Genomic DNA, 17,439 nt, shown 5'->3' with positions numbered 1-17,439 from the left:
ATGACCACATTCGAGCCACCGCACGGCGGGGAAGATCTGGCCAGCCAGACCGCCGATGTCGAACGCGAGAACTTGGCACGGGACCGCGCTCACTACGAACGCGATGTGGTGTTGATGCGGACGCGGCGGGCCGACGCGGACGCCCAACGCGCCCGCGAAGACGTGGCCGCGCGCACCCTGACCGTGGACGAGCACGGCCTGATGATGCCGCCGCCTGCGGTGGGGCCGGTGATCGACCCTCAGGGCCGCGAATACGAGCTGGACGCGCAGGGCACGCCGCTGCTCGACGGCCGGGGGGAGCCGATTCCGGTCGGCGACTACGACCGCGACGAGCACGGTGTGGTGGTTCTCGACCACGATGGCAATCCGCTGCGCCCGTGGCCGTATGACACTGTCGAGTTGCAGGGCCGCGTGATCCAGGCGCGGACCCCGAAACCGGTCGCGTTGCAGGCGTTCTCGATGGCCACCTCCAAGGGCACCCCGCCGCGGTTGCAGAACGAAATGGTCGCCATGTTCGTCCGCAACCACATCTCCGACCGGTCCTACAACGAGCTGCTGGCGGCGATGATGGACCCGGACGACCCGTTCACCATCGACCACTTCGGGGAGCTCATGACCAAGATTGCGACCCTGGGGACGGCGCGCCCTACCGGGCCGTCGCGTCCCTAGCGGGGTTCGCGGCGCGGAACTGGCGCACGATCCGGGGCCGCCTGATCCTGTCGGGCATCCCGGACCCGCTGCGGCAGCTACCCGACATGACAGCAATTCTGGATGTCGCCGAATGCCTGCTGACCGACAGCATGACCGAAGAACAGCTGGTCGCGTTCCATCGGCAGGTATACGGGCCGGAGACAGTGGATGGCGCGCCGACTACGGCACCGGCGGGGTTCGACGCGGACTCCGAACTGGCGGCATTCGACGCGTTCGCGCAGATGGCCGGGGACGGGTAGCGCGGCCAGCTGCCCGGTTGGCGGCGGGCCGGGCGCTGTCGCCGGGAGGCAGATGCCAGTTCGGGTCCGCGGTACGCTTCCCGGGCCGCCGCGCCTGGTGCTTCGCGATGGTCTGGGGCAGCCAGCCCCGGATCTTGCCGATTCGAGCATCGGGGTTGGGCAGCTTGTACCGGTTCAGGGTGTCTGGCTTGACGCCCAATGCGGCAGCCACCTCGGATTTGCCCCACATCTCGATCGTTTCGCTACGCGTTTCGGCTAGATGCCAGTTCGGGTCCGTGGTGCGTTTCCCGGGCCGCCGCTGCTGGTGTTCCTCGATGGTCTGCGGCAGCCAGCCGCGGATCTTGCCGATACGTACGGTCGGGTGAGGCAGCTTGTACCGGTTCAGGGTGGCGGGCTTGACCCCCAGCATGGCCGCTACCTCAGCTTTCCCAAGGCATTCCAGCGTCACGGTGACCTCCTTTCCGATGATCAATGTACATATGTGAGTGTGTGCCGTACAGCATGTAGGTGATCGTCTGTCCAGTTGCGGTGACCGGGGTCCGGGTGCCCGGCCGCTCGCAGCGCCCGGTTCGCTGCCCGGTCCGGCGGGGTAGGCAGCGGACGCCGGATGCACCCCCACCTCCTACCGTCCGGTCTCGTGAGCTTCCGCATCGTCTACGACCGGGCTTGGTCCGAAGCCGGGTGGCGGATGTGCAACCGCGACGAATGCGAGATCGCTGATGTGCCGCTGGAATTCATCGACACCGCGCCCATCCGATCCGGTGCGCCGCTGACCATCCTCGGTGCGTGGATGGTCTGGTACGACCGCCACGTTGAGGAAATCGAGTCCCCGGTATGGGGATGGTCGGCCACCAACGCCGTGCCCGATTCCAACCATTTGGCTGGTGTCGCCATCGACATCAACGCACCACGCTACCCCTGGGGTCGCCTCACGATGCCCATAGACCGTGTCGCACGCGTGCATCAGGGCCTGGATCTGTTCGAGGGCACGGTGTTCTGGGGCCGGGCATGGTCGCGGCCGGATGAGATGCACTACCAGATCGGTTACCGCGAGGGCGCGCCCGAACTGGACGTGTTCGCGGCCAAGCTGCGCCGCGGATATCTGGGCATCTACCCGACCGCGGCCCCGCCGGTGAGCCGGTACGTCATGGAGGGGTTCCAGCAACTGCTACCGCCGAGCCGGAGGACGATGTGACGGGCACATTCTGGGCCGACACCAGCCAATACCAAGGCGCGCCGATCGACGACCGATATCCGCATCAGGTGTGGTCGTTCCGCACCAACTCCGGCGACACCACCGACGCGCTGGCGCTGGACAACGCCCGCCGCGCGCTGGACATGCTCGACCGAGGACGGCTCCAGCTGGTCATTGCCTACTATTTCTTCTGGCCCGGCGGCGCGAACTGCGACCTTCACCGGGAGCTGCTGACACAGGCCGGGCTGTGGGGGCATCCGCGGCTGGTCACGATGATCGATGTGGAAGGCGCGCTCCTGGGCGGCCGCAAACGCATCACCGGTGACCAGTCGGTGGAGGTGAATGACGAAGCGACCCGCCTGGCCAGCTGGTACGGCGATACCCGCCGCGTGGTCGGCTACCTGAACGGCGTCGCCGATCCCGAGCTGTGGCAGACCCGTCCGCAAGGGATGCGGTTCGTGGTCCCGTCCTACTCCGGCACGCCGGGCCGGTGGGCTGCGACCCCGCCGCCGTGGCTCGAATCCGTCGCGTTCGCGCAGCAGTTCACCAACGCCGGGCGCTGCGCCCCATGGACCGGCGACGTGGACCTGAACTACTCCCGACTAGAGCTGCCGGACCTGCTGGCATTGCTCGGAATAGGAGACAACGCCATGTCCGACCCGCTCACCGAGGCCGCCGGGCAGCTGCACCCGCATCCTGGCCGCCTGCGCCAGATCCGCCACCCCGAACACGTCAACCCCTCGACCCGTAACCCGAACGAGGCATGGCCCTACGACATGTCGGCGGACGTATGGAACGAGACTGTGTGGGATGGGTTCACGCTGCCCGCGCAGGTTGACGACGAACCGAAGTCGTTGATGGGGTGGGTGCTCGACACCGCGGCGCGCGTCCGGCGCATCGAGGCGATGCTGGATGAGGTGCGAAGCGGCCGAGCGGATTAGCGCGTCCCGCCACCGTCCCGTTACGGTCCCGTTGGCGCAGTCGTCGCGTGCCGCAAGGGTCGCGCGGGTCGCGTTTTGGGCACTCCGAACCACCGATAACGGACGATAACCCGCTGTAATCGAGTGGAGTGGATCACCTACTGAATGGTAGGTCAGTTGCGATAGATTGAGACATTTTCCACATTGCACCCGCTCACAATTCGGCCGTCGGCCGTGAGAGCCGCCGCCCCGACCGGAAACCGGGAGTAAGGCGCATACGCTTTCTGCATTACTTCAAATGCCCTGCTACGCAAGGCATTCCAATCGATTTCCGACATACCTGACCTCCGCTCGAGTGACTCGAACACGACCGTAGAGAAGGGGAAAACGCCACGTCAATCTCGAAGGCTAGGCAAACCTAACTAGGCCGAATTGTGCTCCAACGCGCGGCACGCCGAATTAGTTCCGAGATTGCCCGGGGATTAGAGTTCCAGACAGATCGGTTCAGGTTCCCGGCGGCGGGTCGACCACAGCCTCCGGGGTGTTGGCTCCGGGCACGAGCTGGTGTTTTCCAGATCCAACGGCTCCCGCCCGCGCGCCGAAACCGCGACCGGGTCCATCAACGACGTTGGAGGCACCGCACTCTATGACGACCACCCTCGAAGCTCCGGCTCAGCCGAAGCGGAAGACCCTGTACCGCGGCGACCCGGGTATGTGGTCCTGGGCGCTGCACCGGATCACCGGCGTCACGATCTTCTTCTTCCTGTTCGTCCATGTGCTCGACACCGCGCTGGTGCGGGTCAGCCCGGACACCTACAACCGGGCGATCGAGACGTACAAGACTCCGATCGTCGCCCTCATGGAGATGGGCCTCGTGGTGTGCGTGCTGTTCCACGCGCTCAACGGCATCCGGGTCATCCTCGTCGACTTCTGGTCCCAGGGCCCCCGCTATCAGCGCCTGATGCTGTGGATCGTGCTCACCATCTGGATCCTGGTCGCGGGCGCCGGTGTCGGACGCCAGTTCTTCTACCTGCTGACGGAGCACTGATCATGACGACACCTGCCGCGCCCGTCTTGGGCAAGTCCTACGACCGCCCCGCCAGCCTCGACGCCCCCCGCGCGCCCCGGCGTACCGCGGGCAACAACTTCGAGAAGTACGCCTGGCTGTTCATGCGCTTCTCGGGCCTGCTGCTGGTCGTGCTGGTCCTGGGCCATATGACGATCATGCTGATGCTCGACGGCGGCGTGAAGCGACTGAACTTCGGCTTCGTCGCGGGCCGCTGGGCGAGCCCGTTCTGGCAGCTGTGGGACCTGACCATGCTGTGGCTGGCCCAGCTGCACGGCGGCAACGGCCTGCGCACGGTCATCGACGACTACTCCCGCAAGGACTCGACCCGCTTCTGGCTGAAGACCCTGCTGGCCATCTCGATGATCCTGATCATGGGCGTGGGCACCTACGTCATCTTCACCTTCGACCCCAACATCAGTTAGGAACAGGCCACCTCCGATGAGTGAATCCCGTCCCGTTCAGGAGCACCGCTACGACGTCGTGATCGTCGGTGCGGGTGGCGCGGGGATGCGCGCGGCGATCGAGGCCGGCCCCCGGGTCCGCACCGCGGTCCTGACCAAGCTGTACCCGACCCGCTCCCACACCGGCGCGGCCCAGGGCGGCATGTGCGCCGCGCTGGCCAATGTCGAAGAGGACAACTGGGAGTGGCACACCTTCGACACCGTCAAGGGTGGCGACTACATCGTCGACCAGGACGCCGCGGAGATCATGGCCAAGGAGGCCATCGACGCCGTGCTCGACCTGGAGAAGATGGGCCTGCCGTTCAACCGGACGCCCGAGGGCAAGATCGACCAGCGCCGATTCGGCGGCCACACCCGTGACCACGGCAAGGCCCCGGTCCGCCGCGCGTGTTACGCCGCCGACCGCACCGGCCACATGATCCTGCAGACGCTGTATCAGAACTGCGTCAAGCACGACGTGGAGTTCTTCAACGAGTTCTACGTCCTCGATCTGGTCCTGACAAACACCGATCGCGGCCCGGTCGCCACCGGTGTGGTCGCCTACGAGCTGGCCACCGGCGATCTGCACGTCTTCCACGCCAAGTCGATCGTGTTCGCCACCGGCGGTTCGGGCCGGATGTACAAGACCACCTCCAACGCCCACACCCTGACCGGCGACGGCATGGCCATCGTGTTCCGCAAGGGACTTCCGCTGGAGGACATGGAGTTCCACCAGTTCCATCCGACGGGCCTGGCGGGCCTGGGCATCCTCATCTCCGAGGCCGTGCGCGGCGAGGGCGGCATCCTGCGCAACGCCTCGGGTGAGCGGTTCATGGAGCGTTACGCCCCCACCATCAAGGACCTCGCGCCGCGCGACATCGTCGCCCGGTCGATGGTCAAGGAGGTCCTCGAGGGCCGAGGCGCGGGCCCGAACAAGGACTACGTCTACATCGACGTGACCCACCTCGGCGAGGACGTGCTCGAGGAGAAGCTGCCCGACATCACCGAGTTCTCCCGCACCTACCTGGGCGTGGACCCGGTGAAGGAGCCGGTGCCGGTCATGCCGACCTGTCACTACGTCATGGGCGGCATCCCGACCCGCATCCGCGGCGAGGTGCTGCGCAACAACACCGACGTCGTCCCCGGCCTCTACGCCGCGGGTGAGTGCGCCTGCGTATCGGTGCACGGCGCGAACCGCCTGGGCACCAACTCGCTGCTGGACATCAACGTGTTCGGCCGCCGCGCGGGTATCGCCGCCGCCGAGTACGCCCAGCGCAGCGAATTCGTCGAGATGCCGCAGGCCCCCGCGGACTACGTGCAGGGCTGGCTGGCCCGGCTGCTGTCGGATCACGGCAACGAGCGCGTTGCCGACATCCGCACCGAACTGCAGGCCACCATGGACGCCAACGCCGCGGTGTTCCGCACCGAGGAGACCCTCAAGCAGGCGCTCACCGATATCCACGCGCTCAAGGAGCGCTACGAGCACATCACCGTGCAGGACAAGGGCCGCCGCTACAACAGCGATCTGCTCGAGGCCGTCGAGCTGGGCTTCCTACTGGAGCTGGCCGAGGTCACCGTGGTGGGCGCGCTGAACCGCAAGGAGTCGCGCGGCGGCCACGCCCGCGAGGACTACCCGGACCGCGACGACGTCAACTTCATGCGCCACACCATGGCCTACAAGGACGTCCAGCCCGGCGAGCACGCCAAGTTGATCGCCGATATCCGCCTCGATTTCAAGCCGGTCGTGCAGACCCGTTACGAGCCGATGGAGCGTAAGTACTGATGACTGCCGTAGCAGAGGCCCCTGCGGCCCAGAAACCAGCTCCGGTGCCCGAGGGATCGACCATGATCACCGTCAAGGTGGCGCGGTTCAACCCCGAGGACGGCCAAGGCGCGCACTGGGATTCGTTCCAGGTCCCGGTCCTGCCGACCGACCGCTTCCTGAACGTGCTCATCTACATCAAGTCCTACCTGGACGGCACGCTCACCTTCCGCCGCTCCTGCGCCCACGGCGTCTGCGGTTCCGACGCCATGCGCATCAACGGCGTCAACCGCCTGGCGTGCAAGGTGCTCATGCGCGACATGCTGCCCAAGGGCGGTAAGGCGCTGACCGTCACCGTCGAGCCCATCCGCGGCCTGCCCGTGGAGAAGGACCTCGTGGTGAACATGGAGCCGTTCTTCGACGCGTTCAAGGCCGTCAAGCCGTACCTCATCACGCACGGCAACGAGCCCACCCGCGAGCGCATCCAGTCCCAGGCCGACCGCGCCCGCTTCGACGACACCACCAAGTGCATCCTCTGCGCCTGCTGCACCACCTCGTGCCCGGTGTACTGGAGCGACGGCAGCTACTTCGGCCCCGCCGCCATCGTCAACGCCCACCGCTTCATCTTCGACAGCCGCGACGAGGGCGCCCGCGAACGCCTCGACATCCTCAACGACGTAGAAGGCGTCTGGCGCTGCCGCACCACCTTCAACTGCACCGACGCCTGCCCCCGAGGCATCGAGGTCACCAAGGCCATCCAGGAAGTCAAGCGCGCCCTACTGTTCGCCCGCTGACCCCGGCAGAAAGCACGCCGGGCCCATAAAACACCCGGACCGAGGCCGCCTTCATCTCGCGATGAAGGCGGCCTTTGGTGATAGCGTGCCGCATCGTCACGATCTTGATCTACATCTTCTTCGTGGAGGGGGGAACCGTTGGATCTCAACCAACTTCGCTCGGCCGACCCGGGCCGATGGCAGACCGTGGCTGACGACCTGTTGACCTCCGCCAAGAATTGCGAGGAGGCAGTGAGCGAAATTCATGCGAACGGCACCAAGCGACTCGAGGATTCGTGGCCGGATTACCTGGGCGAACTGGTGCGCCAGCGCGTTACCGACGTAACGGGCAGGCTCGAAGAGGTCGCGGTATTGCTGCGCGGCGCCGTCACCGCTCTGGACACCTTGGAAGACGCAGCGCGTACCGCGCAGTCACAGGTGCGATCCGCGATCGACACAGGCATCATTGCGGGTCTGCGGCTCGTCGGGGATAGCTTCGAACTCCCCGAAGACCATGCCGATCCCGCTGCGGCCACCACGACGATGGACCACTGCAACACGCTCATCAAGGATGCGTTGGACGCCGCGAACAAGGCGGACGAGGATGTGGCCGGAGCGCTTCGCAAGCTGAACATCAGCGTCGACAGCAGCTCGCTCGAGGAGGCGCGCCGCCAGCAGGGCGAGGCCGTACAAGCCGCACTGGCCGCCATCCGGGAAACGTTGCCCCAGGGCCAATCGCCCGAGATCGTTGCGCAGTGGTGGAGCTCCTTGTCCGACACCGGGCGCCGCCAGCTCATGCTCGCCGTCCCGGTCGAATTGAACGATCTGAACGGGATACCCGACAACGTGAAAGCCGAGCTGCGCGGTTCCAACGGCTACGACGCGGTCAAGGCGGTCGAGTACGCCCGCGATCACTGGAACGACACCTCGATCGACATTTTCGAGAACAACTGTGCCAACTTCGTCTCATCCGCACTGCACGATGCGGGCTTGGACGAGAAGGGATCATCCACTCTCGATTCGAACGGCTGGATGAGATCCGAATTGGGCGAGCGACATATCGATTTCGACCCGCCCGGCCCCGGTTCACTCCAAGGTCTCACACACAGCGACACCTGGATCAACGCCCAGAAGCAGAAGGAATTCTTCCTGAACAACGGCGGCCAGGAGGTCGGCATCGCCGGGGCGAGACCGGGGGACGTCCTGTATTTCGAACACACTCGGTCCGTGGGCAGCTACAGCCCCGGCGACGCGCATCACACCGCCCTTGTCACCGCGGTCCTGCCGAACGGTGACGTCCTCTACACCCAGCACACCACCAACGGCAAGGACCTGAGTCTGATCGACCGCATCGGGTTCGCCGACCAGGACGGCGGGACACAAAAAGTACGAGTGGTACGACCCAAGGAGACCTGGTGAACGAGCCTCGATACGGTACGCGGATGCGGAAAGATGTTGCGGTAACGGCCGTTACGGCCATCCTCTCGTTCGTGGTCGCGACGATCCTGTTCGTATGGGCCGACTCGGTGCTGCAGCAGCGCACCGACGATCTGGTGGCCAGCCGATGCAGCATGCGGATCGATGTGCCGGGCATCGCGCTCGTCGGTGACTATCTCGGCGTCGTGCTGATGGTCGTATCGACGGCGGCCTTCATTGTGCTCACGATGTTGATCGCAAGGCGTGCCAGCAGGTTTCGCGGGCTCGGCTCCACGGTCGCCATCGTCGCGGCCGTGATTACCGGCCTCTACACGGTGATCGTGCTGTTCGGAGTGATCTCCCCCAGCCCGTCCGAACCGCTGTCACCCGACTACCACCCCTGCGCATCCCGCATCTGATAGATAGGAGCCGGCCATGGGAAACATCGGCATCTGCGTGGATCCGGCCTCGGCCACCGACGCAGGCACCGCCATCACCGATCACGGTAACCAGGCCAAAGCCCTTCTGGAGAACCAGTTCCGCAATGTCCAGCCCGCCTCCGACGCCAACCCGGGATGGAAGACCGGACCTGCCCTGGTCGATTTCGCCCACGTGCGGCACCGAGAAATCCTGAGCAGCCTGACCGAGTTGGAGAGCATCGGCCAGAAGATCGTGGAGATCGTCCAGAGTCGTGTATCCGTCGACGCCAGGTACGCCGACAACCTGCAACGCATCGAGGACGCCGTCGGCACGATGGCGCAGTAATCACCCAGCCACAGACCTACCGTCTATCCGAGCACCTTCGCACCCACATCGTGCGGCCTTACCTTTCGCCGCTCGCCGGAAGGGTTGCCACTTCGCTACCAGATGCCGCCGATGTCCAACTGGCCGGGGCCACGCAGGAGCTTTTCGATTCGGGTGATCAGCTCTCCGGCCAGGACCGAGATGAGCATGAAGGCGGCGAACCATTTCACGGTTTGGATAGCCGCATTGCGCAACCAACCACCACGCCACCGAATCTCGGTGTCGGAGGCCACCTCTGCCCAGATACCCCATCGAGCCACGGCCCAGGCGGCGATGAACATCAGGGCAGCGACGTAGCTGAGCGTGCTCTTCGGATCATAGTTCCGCCACACCGTATAGCCGACCAGCACGAGTCCGGCCGTGGCCAGCAGCAAAACCAATCTGGTCGCTCGGATCACTCGGGTCAGCCGGGACGAAACCCCTACGCGGGCCGAGGCACTCGCCGCGCCCGTGAACAACACGCGAAAGTCCAGTACGCCGTCATCGCGGAGCTGTGCGATGAGCTTGCGCCAATCATCGCCGCGCTCGGTGAGCCAGGTGCGCCAGATTCCCCGTACATTGCGCGGCGGCCGGGCGAACCCCCGGTAGTACAGCAGGCCGCGGATCCCTGACCGATCACGGAGGAAACCGCGCCCGTGGACATCGTCTCGTTCGACGAGACGGCCACCGCGCTGCACTGTTTGCCACCGGTAGAGTTCCCGTACCGCACGGCCGCTGCGCCGCCGAGTACCCGGACGGTGATAACGGCACCGCCCCCATTCGCCCAACACACGGTTTCTGCACGGATGACCCGTGGTCGTGATCGGGTAGTCGCATCGAACGGGCCAGGCGGTCCCACGAGACCACCACACCATCACGGAAAGCACCCCGGCGACCACCGGGAAGACCAGCGCGAAGGTCAACGGCCATGGAATTCCCCAGGGGCTCAGGTAATCCAGCAACCCGGCAAAGGGCTCCAGCAGGCGAACGAGATGATGAAAGACCTCCCCCATGTCGCGATCATACGGACCGGGCCACCAGCTCGAGCGCGGATTGAACCACCCAGCCATCCACAGCCCCCTCGGCCCGCTATCCCCGGAAGAAGATCGCGGAGGCCGAGCGGGTCTGACAGAATGAGGCCGCTTCCGATCTACGAGGGGGGACGAATGACCAACCGGCACAAGGTATCTGCCCAATACGGACGACGCTCGCGAAGAATCCTCACAGCCGTTGCCGTCCTACTGGCAGCCGGGTGCGGCAACGCCGCCGCGGAATCGGATCTCGGCATGGACCGCTACTACCACCAGCGACTCGCCTGGGGCTCATGCGAAAGCTTCTCCGGCGCAGAAGAACTCGACGCGCACGGATTCGAATGCACACGCGTCACGGTACCGATCGACTACGCCGAACCCGACGGCGAGACCGCGCAGATCGCGATTTCGCGACATCGAGCGAGCGGCGACCGGATCGGGTCACTCCTCACCAATCCCGGCGGGCCCGGCGGGCCGGGGCTGGCGGGCATTCCCCAGCTGCTGGCCGAGACGCCGCTCGCCGAACGCTTCGATGTGATCGGTGTCGATGTCCGCGGCCTCGGAGCGTCCACGCCGAAGGTGACCTGCCGTACGCCGGAGGAGCATCGGGCGCATCGCGAGGATCCCGTCTGGGACAGGTCGCCCATCGGAATCGCCCAGACCGAAAAGCGATTCCGGGATTACGTCGCCGACTGCGTCCGCCGGACCGATCCGAAACTGTTGGCGCACATCGGAACAGCCGACGTCGCGCGGGACTTCGACGTGATCCGCGGTGTGCTGGGCGACGAGAAGCTGACCTATTTCGGCGGCTCCTACGGCTCGCGGCTCGGATCGACCATCGCGGAAACGTATCCGGATCGGGTGCGCGCCATGGTGTTGGACGCCGCGATCGATCCGACGGCAACCATGCTCGATCCAGTGGCGATGGCCACCGGCTTCCAGAATGCCTTCAACGCATACGCCGCCGACTGCACGCGTTCGCCCGACTGCCCGCTGGGCACCGATCCGAGCCGAGCCACCGCCGAGTTCCGCGCATTGACGATTCCGCTTCAGAATCAGCCCGTACCCGCGGCCGACGGCAAGAACCTCGGATACCTCGGCGCGACCGGGGCCGTGTTGAACCTGCTGTATCAGCCTTCGCTGTGGCCGGTGATCACCAAGGGCCTCAACCAGTTACGTAAAGGCCGCGGCGACGCACTGGCCGGAGTGACCGAGTTCTTCGAGAGTTCGGTCGAGCGGGATCTCCAACAGGCCGTCCTGTGCGGCGAGGAACCGCGAATCACCGACCACGTGACAGCCACTGTCCTCGACCTCCGGACCCGCGCCGCCGCACCGATTACGGACGACGGCCGGGCCACCGGGCTGACCCCGCTGCCCGTGTGCGCTTTCTGGCCGTTCCCCCCGTTCTCCCAACCGCACGTCCCCAACACCGCGGGCCTGCCCAAGACCGTCGTCGTCGCGACAACGGGCGACCCCGCGACGCCGTACGCGGGCGGCCGCAACCTGGCCCGCTATCTCGACGCCGCCCTCATCACCTACGAGGGCACCCAGCACGGTGCCGCCTTCCGGGGCACCGCGTGCGTCGACGAGCCGCTGATCCGCTACCTCACCGACCTCACCCCGCCGCCCGCGGAAACCACCTGCTCCCCTTCCTGAAACGCGAAGGCCGCCTTCGTCCCTCATTGACGAAGGCGGCCCATCGCAGACCCGCGGACTACTTCGCCGCGGCCAACTTCTTGCTCCGATCCAGCCCCAACGCATCGGTCATGGTGAAGAACAGATCCGTCTGATCGGTCAGCCCCACCACATTCGCCGCCCGCGGCCCGTAGGCGGCCACGCGCAGCTGGGTGCCGGTGTGCTCCTGCGATCCGGCCTCCTCGGAGGTGCCGTAGGAGATGCCGATCTCGGCGCCGTCCTTGGTGACCACCTTGCTCATCAGCGACGCGGACTTCGTCTCCAGCGGGACGATCTGGCTCGAGTGCGCGTGGTCGGCGGTGACGATCACCAGGGTGTTGCCATCGGCCTTGGCGAACTCCAGGGCCGCCTGCACCGCGGCGTCGAGATCGACGGTCTCGCCGACCTGCCCGCACGGATTGGCATTGTGGTCCTGCTTATCGATCGAAGCCCCCTCGACCTGCAGGAAGAAGCCGTCCTTGCGGTCCTTCAGCAGATCGATCGCCTTGCGGGTCATGCCCGCCAGATCCGGCAGCGTCGCCGGGCGGTCCGGATTGTCCTTGCAGGTCTGCGCGGGCAGGTTCAGCCCGTCGCGCACGGCCTTCTCCCCGGCCCACCGCACCGGCATATTGCCCGGCGAGAACAGCCCCAGCACCGGCGCGGTCTGATCGGCCTTGGTCACCGCGTCCAGCCCGGCACGATCGGACACGACGTTGTAGCCCCGCGACTTCGCCTGCTCGAGCAGGGTTTTGCCCTGATACTCCCCGGCCTTGGCCTTCTGCTCGAAGCTTTTGGCGCCACCGCCCAGCGTCACATCGGCCCGCGTCGCCAGCAGCTGCTCGCTGATCGAGCCGAGCCCGCCCTGCTCCAGCGCGTTGGTCGGACACTTCGTCGAGGTCTCGTCCGGCCCGTAACATTTGCGGTCGGTCACATGGGCCCCGAGCACCGCCGGGGTGGCATCCTGGATCTCCGCGGTCGTCACATTGCCGGTGGCCTTGCCGTTGGCCTTGGCGATCTCGACCAGATTGGTCTGCGGCGCACCCTTGATGTCCACCCCGATCGCGCCGTTGTAGGTCTTGGTGCCGGTCGCCCACGCCGACCCGCTGGCCGCGGAATCGGTGACATAGTCCGGCTTTCCGGTCTTCTTGTCCAGCGAGTAGTGGGTGTAGGAACCGGTCAGCGGCAGCGCATCGATACCCTTGAAGTAGCCGCCCGCGCCCTCGGCCACATTGCGCGCCACGGTGATCTCCGAATCACCCATGCCGTCGCCGATCAGCAGGATGACGTTCTTGGCCTGCTTGTCGTTGATCGAATCCCGCAGCGCCGCACTGCGATCGCCGGTCAGTCGCCGCGCGCCGCCATTGTCGGACAGCGTGCCCTGCGCCCCCGGGGTGATCAGCGAACCATTGGACTGCTTACCGGAATCCGACCCGCAACCGGCCATCGTTCCGATCAGCACGGCGGCCACGCCCGGAACGGCTAGGACCCGAATCCATCGAGACCTGGAGGAGGAGAACGACATACGAAAAATACCCAATCTACTTTCCGGCGGACACAAACCGTGCGGATAGTGCCGGGCCACACTGAACCGATAGCAACACTTCGGTTAATTCTGGATGAAAGGGACAAAGCTCGCAGCCTGTGTGGAGTAGTGCGCAACGGGCAGTCCAGACCCATGAACTGGAAACCGCGCGTAGCGTGGACACTGGCAGGGCCGGTCGACCGAGAGGAAAGACCGTGAGCACCAAGCCTACCCACGTGATCGTGGTCGGCGCCTCCGCGGGCGGCGTCGAGGCGCTGCGCGAATTCGTATCCGGCCTCCCACCGGACCTCCCGGCCGCGGTCCTGGTGGTGCTGCACCTGCCGTCGGGCGGCACCTCGGTCCTGGCCACGACCCTGCAGCGGGTCGCACCGATACCCGCACGGCCCGCGCACCACGGCGCGCCACTGGCGCCCGGCATCATCTACACCGCCGTCCCCGATCATCACCTGCTGGTCACCGCCGAGCACATCGTGCTCTCGCACGGCCCCTCCGAGAACGGCCACCGTCCTGGCATCGACGCGCTGTTCCGTTCCGCCGCGATGACCTGGGACTGCCGGGTCGCGGGCGTGGTGCTGTCCGGATCCCTCGACGACGGCACCGCCGGTCTGGCGCTGATCAAGTCCCGGGGCGGGCTCGCCGCGGTGCAGGAGCCCACCGAGGCGCTGTACCGCAGCATGCCCGACAACGCACTGGCCCACGTCGCCGCGGATCTGGTGCTGCCCGCCCGCGAACTGGGCGCCGCGGTGTCCAAAAGCCTGGTCGAACGGATCGAATTCACCGCCGCCCCACCATCGGAACTCGATCGTCTCGAAGCCCGCATCGACGCCGGTGGGCTGCTGCGCAACGAGGTGACAACCATGGCCCAACCAGCGGGTCTGAGCTGCCCGGACTGCAACGGCTCGCTCTACGCCCTCGCTGACGGCAAGCGCTATCGCTGCCGCGTCGGTCACGCCTGGACCGCGGAGGCGCTGCTGCTCGAGCAGAGCCTGGAGGTGGAGAAGGCCCTGTGGACGGCGCTACGGGCTCTCGAGGAGCGACGGCACCTGGCCGACCGGATGCGCGCCGACGCTCAGCGCCACGGCGACGACCGCATGGCCACTCGCTTCGCCGACCAGAGCGCCGAAAACTCCCACGCCGCAGAAATTCTTCGAAAGCTGCTGGTCGACCGCCGCGCCGACTGACGAGCCCGGTACGTTGGGTTGGTGGACCAGGACATGTCGCCGATCGCCACCCTTGGCTTCGAGGAGATCCTGCAGTACCTCAAGGAAGCCCGCGGCTTCGATTTCACCGGCTACAAACGCAGCAGCCTCATGCGTCGCGTCGATCGGCGCATGAATCAGCTCGGCATCGAGGACTATGCGGAATATCTCGATGTGCTGCAGGCGAATTCGGACGAGTTCGTCTCCCTGTTCAATACCATCCTGATCAATGTGACCGGTTTCTTCCGCGACCCGGACGCCTGGGATTTCCTGCAAACCGATGTGGTACCGACGCTGCTGGCCGAGCGCGGCCCCGACGAGCCGGTGCGAATCTGGTGTGCCGGCTGCGCGTCGGGTGAGGAGGCCTACGGCCTGGCCATCGTCCTGGCCGAGGCGCTGAGCATCGACGAGTTCCGCCAGCGGGTCAAGATCTATGCCACCGACGTGGACGAGGAGGCCCTGAGCACCGCCCGGCACGCGCTCTACAGCGAGAAGGAGGTCGCCCCGCTCGGTCAGAAGCTGGTGCAGCGCTATTTCGAGCCGACGGGTGGGCGCTACGCCTTCCGTAAGGATCTGCGCCGCTCGGTGATCTTCGGCCGCAACGATCTGGTGCAGGACGCGCCGATCTCCCGGATCGACCTGCTCGCCTGCCGCAACACGTTGATGTACTTCAACGCCGAGACCCAGACCAAGATCCTGGACAAGTTCCACTTCGCCCTCTCGCCGCGGGGTTTGCTATTCCTGGGCAAGGCCGAAATGCTGCTCAGCCACAGCCGCATCTTCGATCCGGTCGATCTCAAGCGCCGGATCTTCCGCAAGGTGCCCAGCAGCCGAATGGACGTCGGCCACGTATTCGGCCGTACCGTGGTCGCGGATCGGCGCGAACCGGATCACCTGGAAACCCTGCGCGGACTGTCGTTTTCGACCGGGCCGGTCGCCCAGGTGGTGCTCGGCCACGACGATGCGGTGGCGCTGGTCAACCAGCAGGCCAAGCACCTGTTCGGACTGACCGAGCGCGATATCGGCCGTCCCATGCGGGATTTGGAGCTGTCGTACCGGCCGTGGAATTGCGCGGTTACATCGCGCAGGCGCGGGCCGAGCGAAGGGCGTTGCGCATCAAGGACATCGAATGGCAGCGCGGCCCGGGCGAGACATTGACGCTCGAGGTGCATGTGAGTCCGTTGCTGTCCGAGGATCTCATTCTCGGCGTCTCCCTGGTCTTCCACGACATCACCGCGACCCGTCGCCTGCTCGCCGAGCTCAACCACGCCAACCAGCAGCGCGAATCGGCCTACGAGGAACTGCAATCCACCAACGAGGAGCTCGAGACCACCAACGAGGAACTGCAATCCACGGTCGAGGAGCTCGAGACGACCAACGAGGAACTCCAGTCCACCAACGAGGAGCTCGAGACCACCAACGAGGAACTCCAGTCCACCAACGACGAGCTCCAGACCATCAACAACGAATTACGCGAGCGCAGTAGCGAACTCGACGAGGTCAACGAATTCTTCTTCGCCGTCATGAGTTCCTGGTACGCGGGTGTGATCGTGGTTGACACCTCGATGCGCATCGTGGTGTGGAATGCCGGTGCGGAGAATCTGTGGGGTCTGCGCCCCGAGGAGGCCGAGGGCGACCACCTGCTGAATCTGGATATCGGGCTGCCCGTGGCCGAACTGCGCCCGATCGTGCGCCCGGCGCTCGGCGATCCGCACTACCGCCGCGAGATTCGACTCGAAGGGGTCAATCGCCGCGGTCGCCGGATCCTGCTGCGCGTAGTGTGCACGGCCCTGCGTGACCGCAGCGGTGCCGCGACGGGCGCGATCCTTTCGATGGAACCCCTCGGCGACGGATCTCCGGCTCAACCGAGCTGACAACGCGGTCCGATCGGCAGCGCCGCCCAGACGACCTTGCCGACCGGCCAGCGCGGGGCGCAGCCCCACGCCCGAGCCATGCGCGCGACGACATGCAGACCGTACAGGCGGGTATCGCCGGGCAGCGGCTCACGCAGGACGGCCTCGCGCGGATCATCGTCGCCCACCGCGACGGTCAGCAGGTCCTGGTGCAGCTCCAGCCGCACGCTCAGATCGGTGCCGACCCGGTTGTGCCGGAGCGAATTCTCCACGAATTCCGTGGTCACCAGCTCGGCGTCGGAACGCACCTGGACGATCTTCCATTCCTCGCACACCTCGTCGACGAAGCGACGTGCCCGCTGCGCACAGTTCCCGGTGCGCACCAGCGTGATGCTCATCCGGCGGCGCAGCGGCGGCTCCTCCGCTCCCCGCAGCGCCGCGATTACCGACGCGTACACCGGGACGAACCGCCGGATCGCGCTGCACTCGAACACCCGCCGATTGCCGGAATCCTGCACGACCAGCAGAATCGGCACGCCGGGCCAGTCGTTGCCGCGCATCCAGGCATTGGCGAAGGCGGTCAGCAGCGGCTCGGCCCGCACCACCAGCTCGTCGGCCACGACGATCACGGCACGCGGCAGATCCAGGGTGAACTTGACCAGGTCGTCACCGAAGCCCCGATACGTCGTGGCATCGAGTTCACCCACCGGTCGGACCACCGAGCATCCCCGCAGCCGGTGCACCGACCACTTGATCTCGTGCTCTGCCGTCACATCGCTCATCCCCACCACTGTCGGTCGGCCACCGTGCCCCCGACTCCTCCGCTGCTCG

The 17,439-nt window shown here is 66.1% G+C and carries 16 protein-coding genes and 2 pseudogenes; 14 read left to right on the top strand and 4 right to left on the bottom strand.

What is annotated here, in order from left to right:
• From NDR87_RS31395 to NDR87_RS31380, 4 genes are all read left to right on the top strand, one after another.
• Entirely contained in the window at positions 1 to 669 is a 669-nt protein-coding gene (locus tag NDR87_RS31395) for a hypothetical protein (RefSeq protein ID WP_251917408.1), read from the top strand.
• 86 nt (positions 670 to 755) lie between these two features.
• Entirely contained in the window at positions 756 to 950 is a 195-nt protein-coding gene (locus NDR87_RS31390) for a hypothetical protein (RefSeq protein ID WP_251917409.1), read from the top strand.
• A gap of 637 nt (positions 951 to 1,587) precedes the next feature.
• Positions 1,588 to 2,145 (top strand): M15 family metallopeptidase, encoded by a 558-nt coding sequence (locus NDR87_RS31385; RefSeq protein ID WP_372494348.1) that lies wholly within the window; start codon positions 1,588 to 1,590, stop codon positions 2,143 to 2,145.
• A complete protein-coding gene (locus tag NDR87_RS31380) occupies positions 2,142 to 3,086 on the top strand; it encodes a hypothetical protein (protein ID WP_251917410.1) in 945 nt (314 codons plus the stop codon). The genes NDR87_RS31385 and NDR87_RS31380 overlap by 4 nt, the downstream gene beginning before the upstream one ends.
• Positions 3,087 to 3,253: 167 nt before the next feature.
• Here NDR87_RS31380 and NDR87_RS31375 read toward each other — a convergent pair.
• Positions 3,254 to 3,403 (bottom strand): annotated as a pseudogene (locus tag NDR87_RS31375) (cytidine deaminase); the annotation flags it as partial.
• Positions 3,404 to 3,711: 308 nt separating this feature from the next.
• Between NDR87_RS31375 and sdhC the strand changes: the two are divergent.
• The 7 genes from sdhC (at position 3,712) to NDR87_RS31340 (ending at position 9,290) form a co-directional block, all read left to right on the top strand.
• The gene (sdhC, locus tag NDR87_RS31370) at positions 3,712 to 4,113 is read left to right on the top strand and encodes a succinate dehydrogenase, cytochrome b556 subunit (protein WP_251917411.1); all 402 of its coding nucleotides are present in this window, start codon (positions 3,712 to 3,714) and stop codon (positions 4,111 to 4,113) included.
• Positions 4,114 to 4,115: 2 nt separating this feature from the next.
• Positions 4,116 to 4,556, top strand: a complete 441-nt coding sequence (locus tag NDR87_RS31365) for a succinate dehydrogenase hydrophobic membrane anchor subunit (protein WP_251917412.1) — start codon at positions 4,116 to 4,118, stop codon at positions 4,554 to 4,556.
• A 16-nt stretch (positions 4,557 to 4,572) separates the two neighbouring features.
• Positions 4,573 to 6,357, top strand: a complete 1,785-nt coding sequence (sdhA, locus tag NDR87_RS31360) for a succinate dehydrogenase flavoprotein subunit (protein ID WP_251917413.1) — start codon at positions 4,573 to 4,575, stop codon at positions 6,355 to 6,357.
• Positions 6,357 to 7,130 carry a succinate dehydrogenase iron-sulfur subunit gene (locus tag NDR87_RS31355; RefSeq protein WP_251917414.1) on the top strand — a complete coding sequence of 258 codons (774 nt, stop codon included), beginning with the start codon at positions 6,357 to 6,359 and terminating at the stop codon, positions 7,128 to 7,130. The genes sdhA and NDR87_RS31355 overlap by 1 nt, the downstream gene beginning before the upstream one ends.
• A gap of 138 nt (positions 7,131 to 7,268) precedes the next feature.
• Positions 7,269 to 8,528, top strand: coding sequence for an amidase domain-containing protein (locus tag NDR87_RS31350; protein ID WP_251917415.1), 1,260 nt, complete (start codon positions 7,269 to 7,271; stop codon positions 8,526 to 8,528).
• A gap of 23 nt (positions 8,529 to 8,551) precedes the next feature.
• Positions 8,552 to 8,944: a hypothetical protein gene (locus tag NDR87_RS31345; RefSeq protein ID WP_251917416.1), complete on the top strand. Its 393-nt coding sequence runs from the start codon at positions 8,552 to 8,554 to the stop codon at positions 8,942 to 8,944.
• A gap of 16 nt (positions 8,945 to 8,960) precedes the next feature.
• On the top strand, positions 8,961 to 9,290 hold the full coding sequence (locus NDR87_RS31340; RefSeq protein WP_251917417.1) for a hypothetical protein: 330 nt from the start codon (positions 8,961 to 8,963) through the stop codon (positions 9,288 to 9,290).
• 95 nt (positions 9,291 to 9,385) lie between these two features.
• On the opposite strand, the gene NDR87_RS31335 is transcribed toward NDR87_RS31340, so the two are convergent.
• Positions 9,386 to 10,006, bottom strand: coding sequence for a hypothetical protein (locus NDR87_RS31335; RefSeq protein ID WP_251917418.1), 621 nt, complete (start codon positions 10,004 to 10,006; stop codon positions 9,386 to 9,388).
• Between the two features lie 588 nt (positions 10,007 to 10,594).
• Here NDR87_RS31335 and NDR87_RS31330 point away from each other — a divergent pair.
• Entirely contained in the window at positions 10,595 to 11,995 is a 1,401-nt protein-coding gene (locus tag NDR87_RS31330) for an alpha/beta hydrolase (protein ID WP_251917419.1), read from the top strand.
• Positions 11,996 to 12,053: 58 nt separating this feature from the next.
• Here the strand turns inward: NDR87_RS31330 and phoA are convergent, their stop codons facing one another.
• Positions 12,054 to 13,535, bottom strand: a complete 1,482-nt coding sequence (gene phoA, locus NDR87_RS31325; RefSeq protein WP_251917420.1) for an alkaline phosphatase — start codon at positions 13,533 to 13,535, stop codon at positions 12,054 to 12,056.
• A 215-nt stretch (positions 13,536 to 13,750) separates the two neighbouring features.
• Here phoA and NDR87_RS31320 point away from each other — a divergent pair, with 215 nt between their 5' ends.
• Together NDR87_RS31320 and NDR87_RS31315 are read left to right on the top strand one after the other, a co-directional pair.
• Positions 13,751 to 14,737 carry a chemotaxis protein CheB gene (locus tag NDR87_RS31320; RefSeq protein ID WP_251917421.1) on the top strand — a complete coding sequence of 329 codons (987 nt, stop codon included), beginning with the start codon at positions 13,751 to 13,753 and terminating at the stop codon, positions 14,735 to 14,737.
• A 33-nt stretch (positions 14,738 to 14,770) separates the two neighbouring features.
• A pseudogene (locus NDR87_RS31315) lies at positions 14,771 to 16,629 on the top strand (CheR family methyltransferase).
• Here NDR87_RS31315 and NDR87_RS31310 read toward each other — a convergent pair.
• Complete coding sequence (locus tag NDR87_RS31310) at positions 16,617 to 17,390, bottom strand: ATP-binding protein (RefSeq protein ID WP_251917422.1); 774 nt, start codon at positions 17,388 to 17,390, stop codon at positions 16,617 to 16,619. The pseudogene NDR87_RS31315 and the gene NDR87_RS31310 sit on opposite strands and share 13 nt — an antisense overlap.
• Positions 17,391 to 17,439 lie beyond the last annotated feature (49 nt).

Source organism: Nocardia sp. CDC159 (assembly GCF_023740735.1).
GTDB classification, from domain to species: Bacteria; Actinomycetota; Actinomycetes; order Mycobacteriales; family Mycobacteriaceae; genus Nocardia; species Nocardia pulmonis.
The sequence above is the reverse complement of the archived record's forward strand: the minus strand, read 5'-3'. Positions and strand labels throughout refer to the sequence as shown.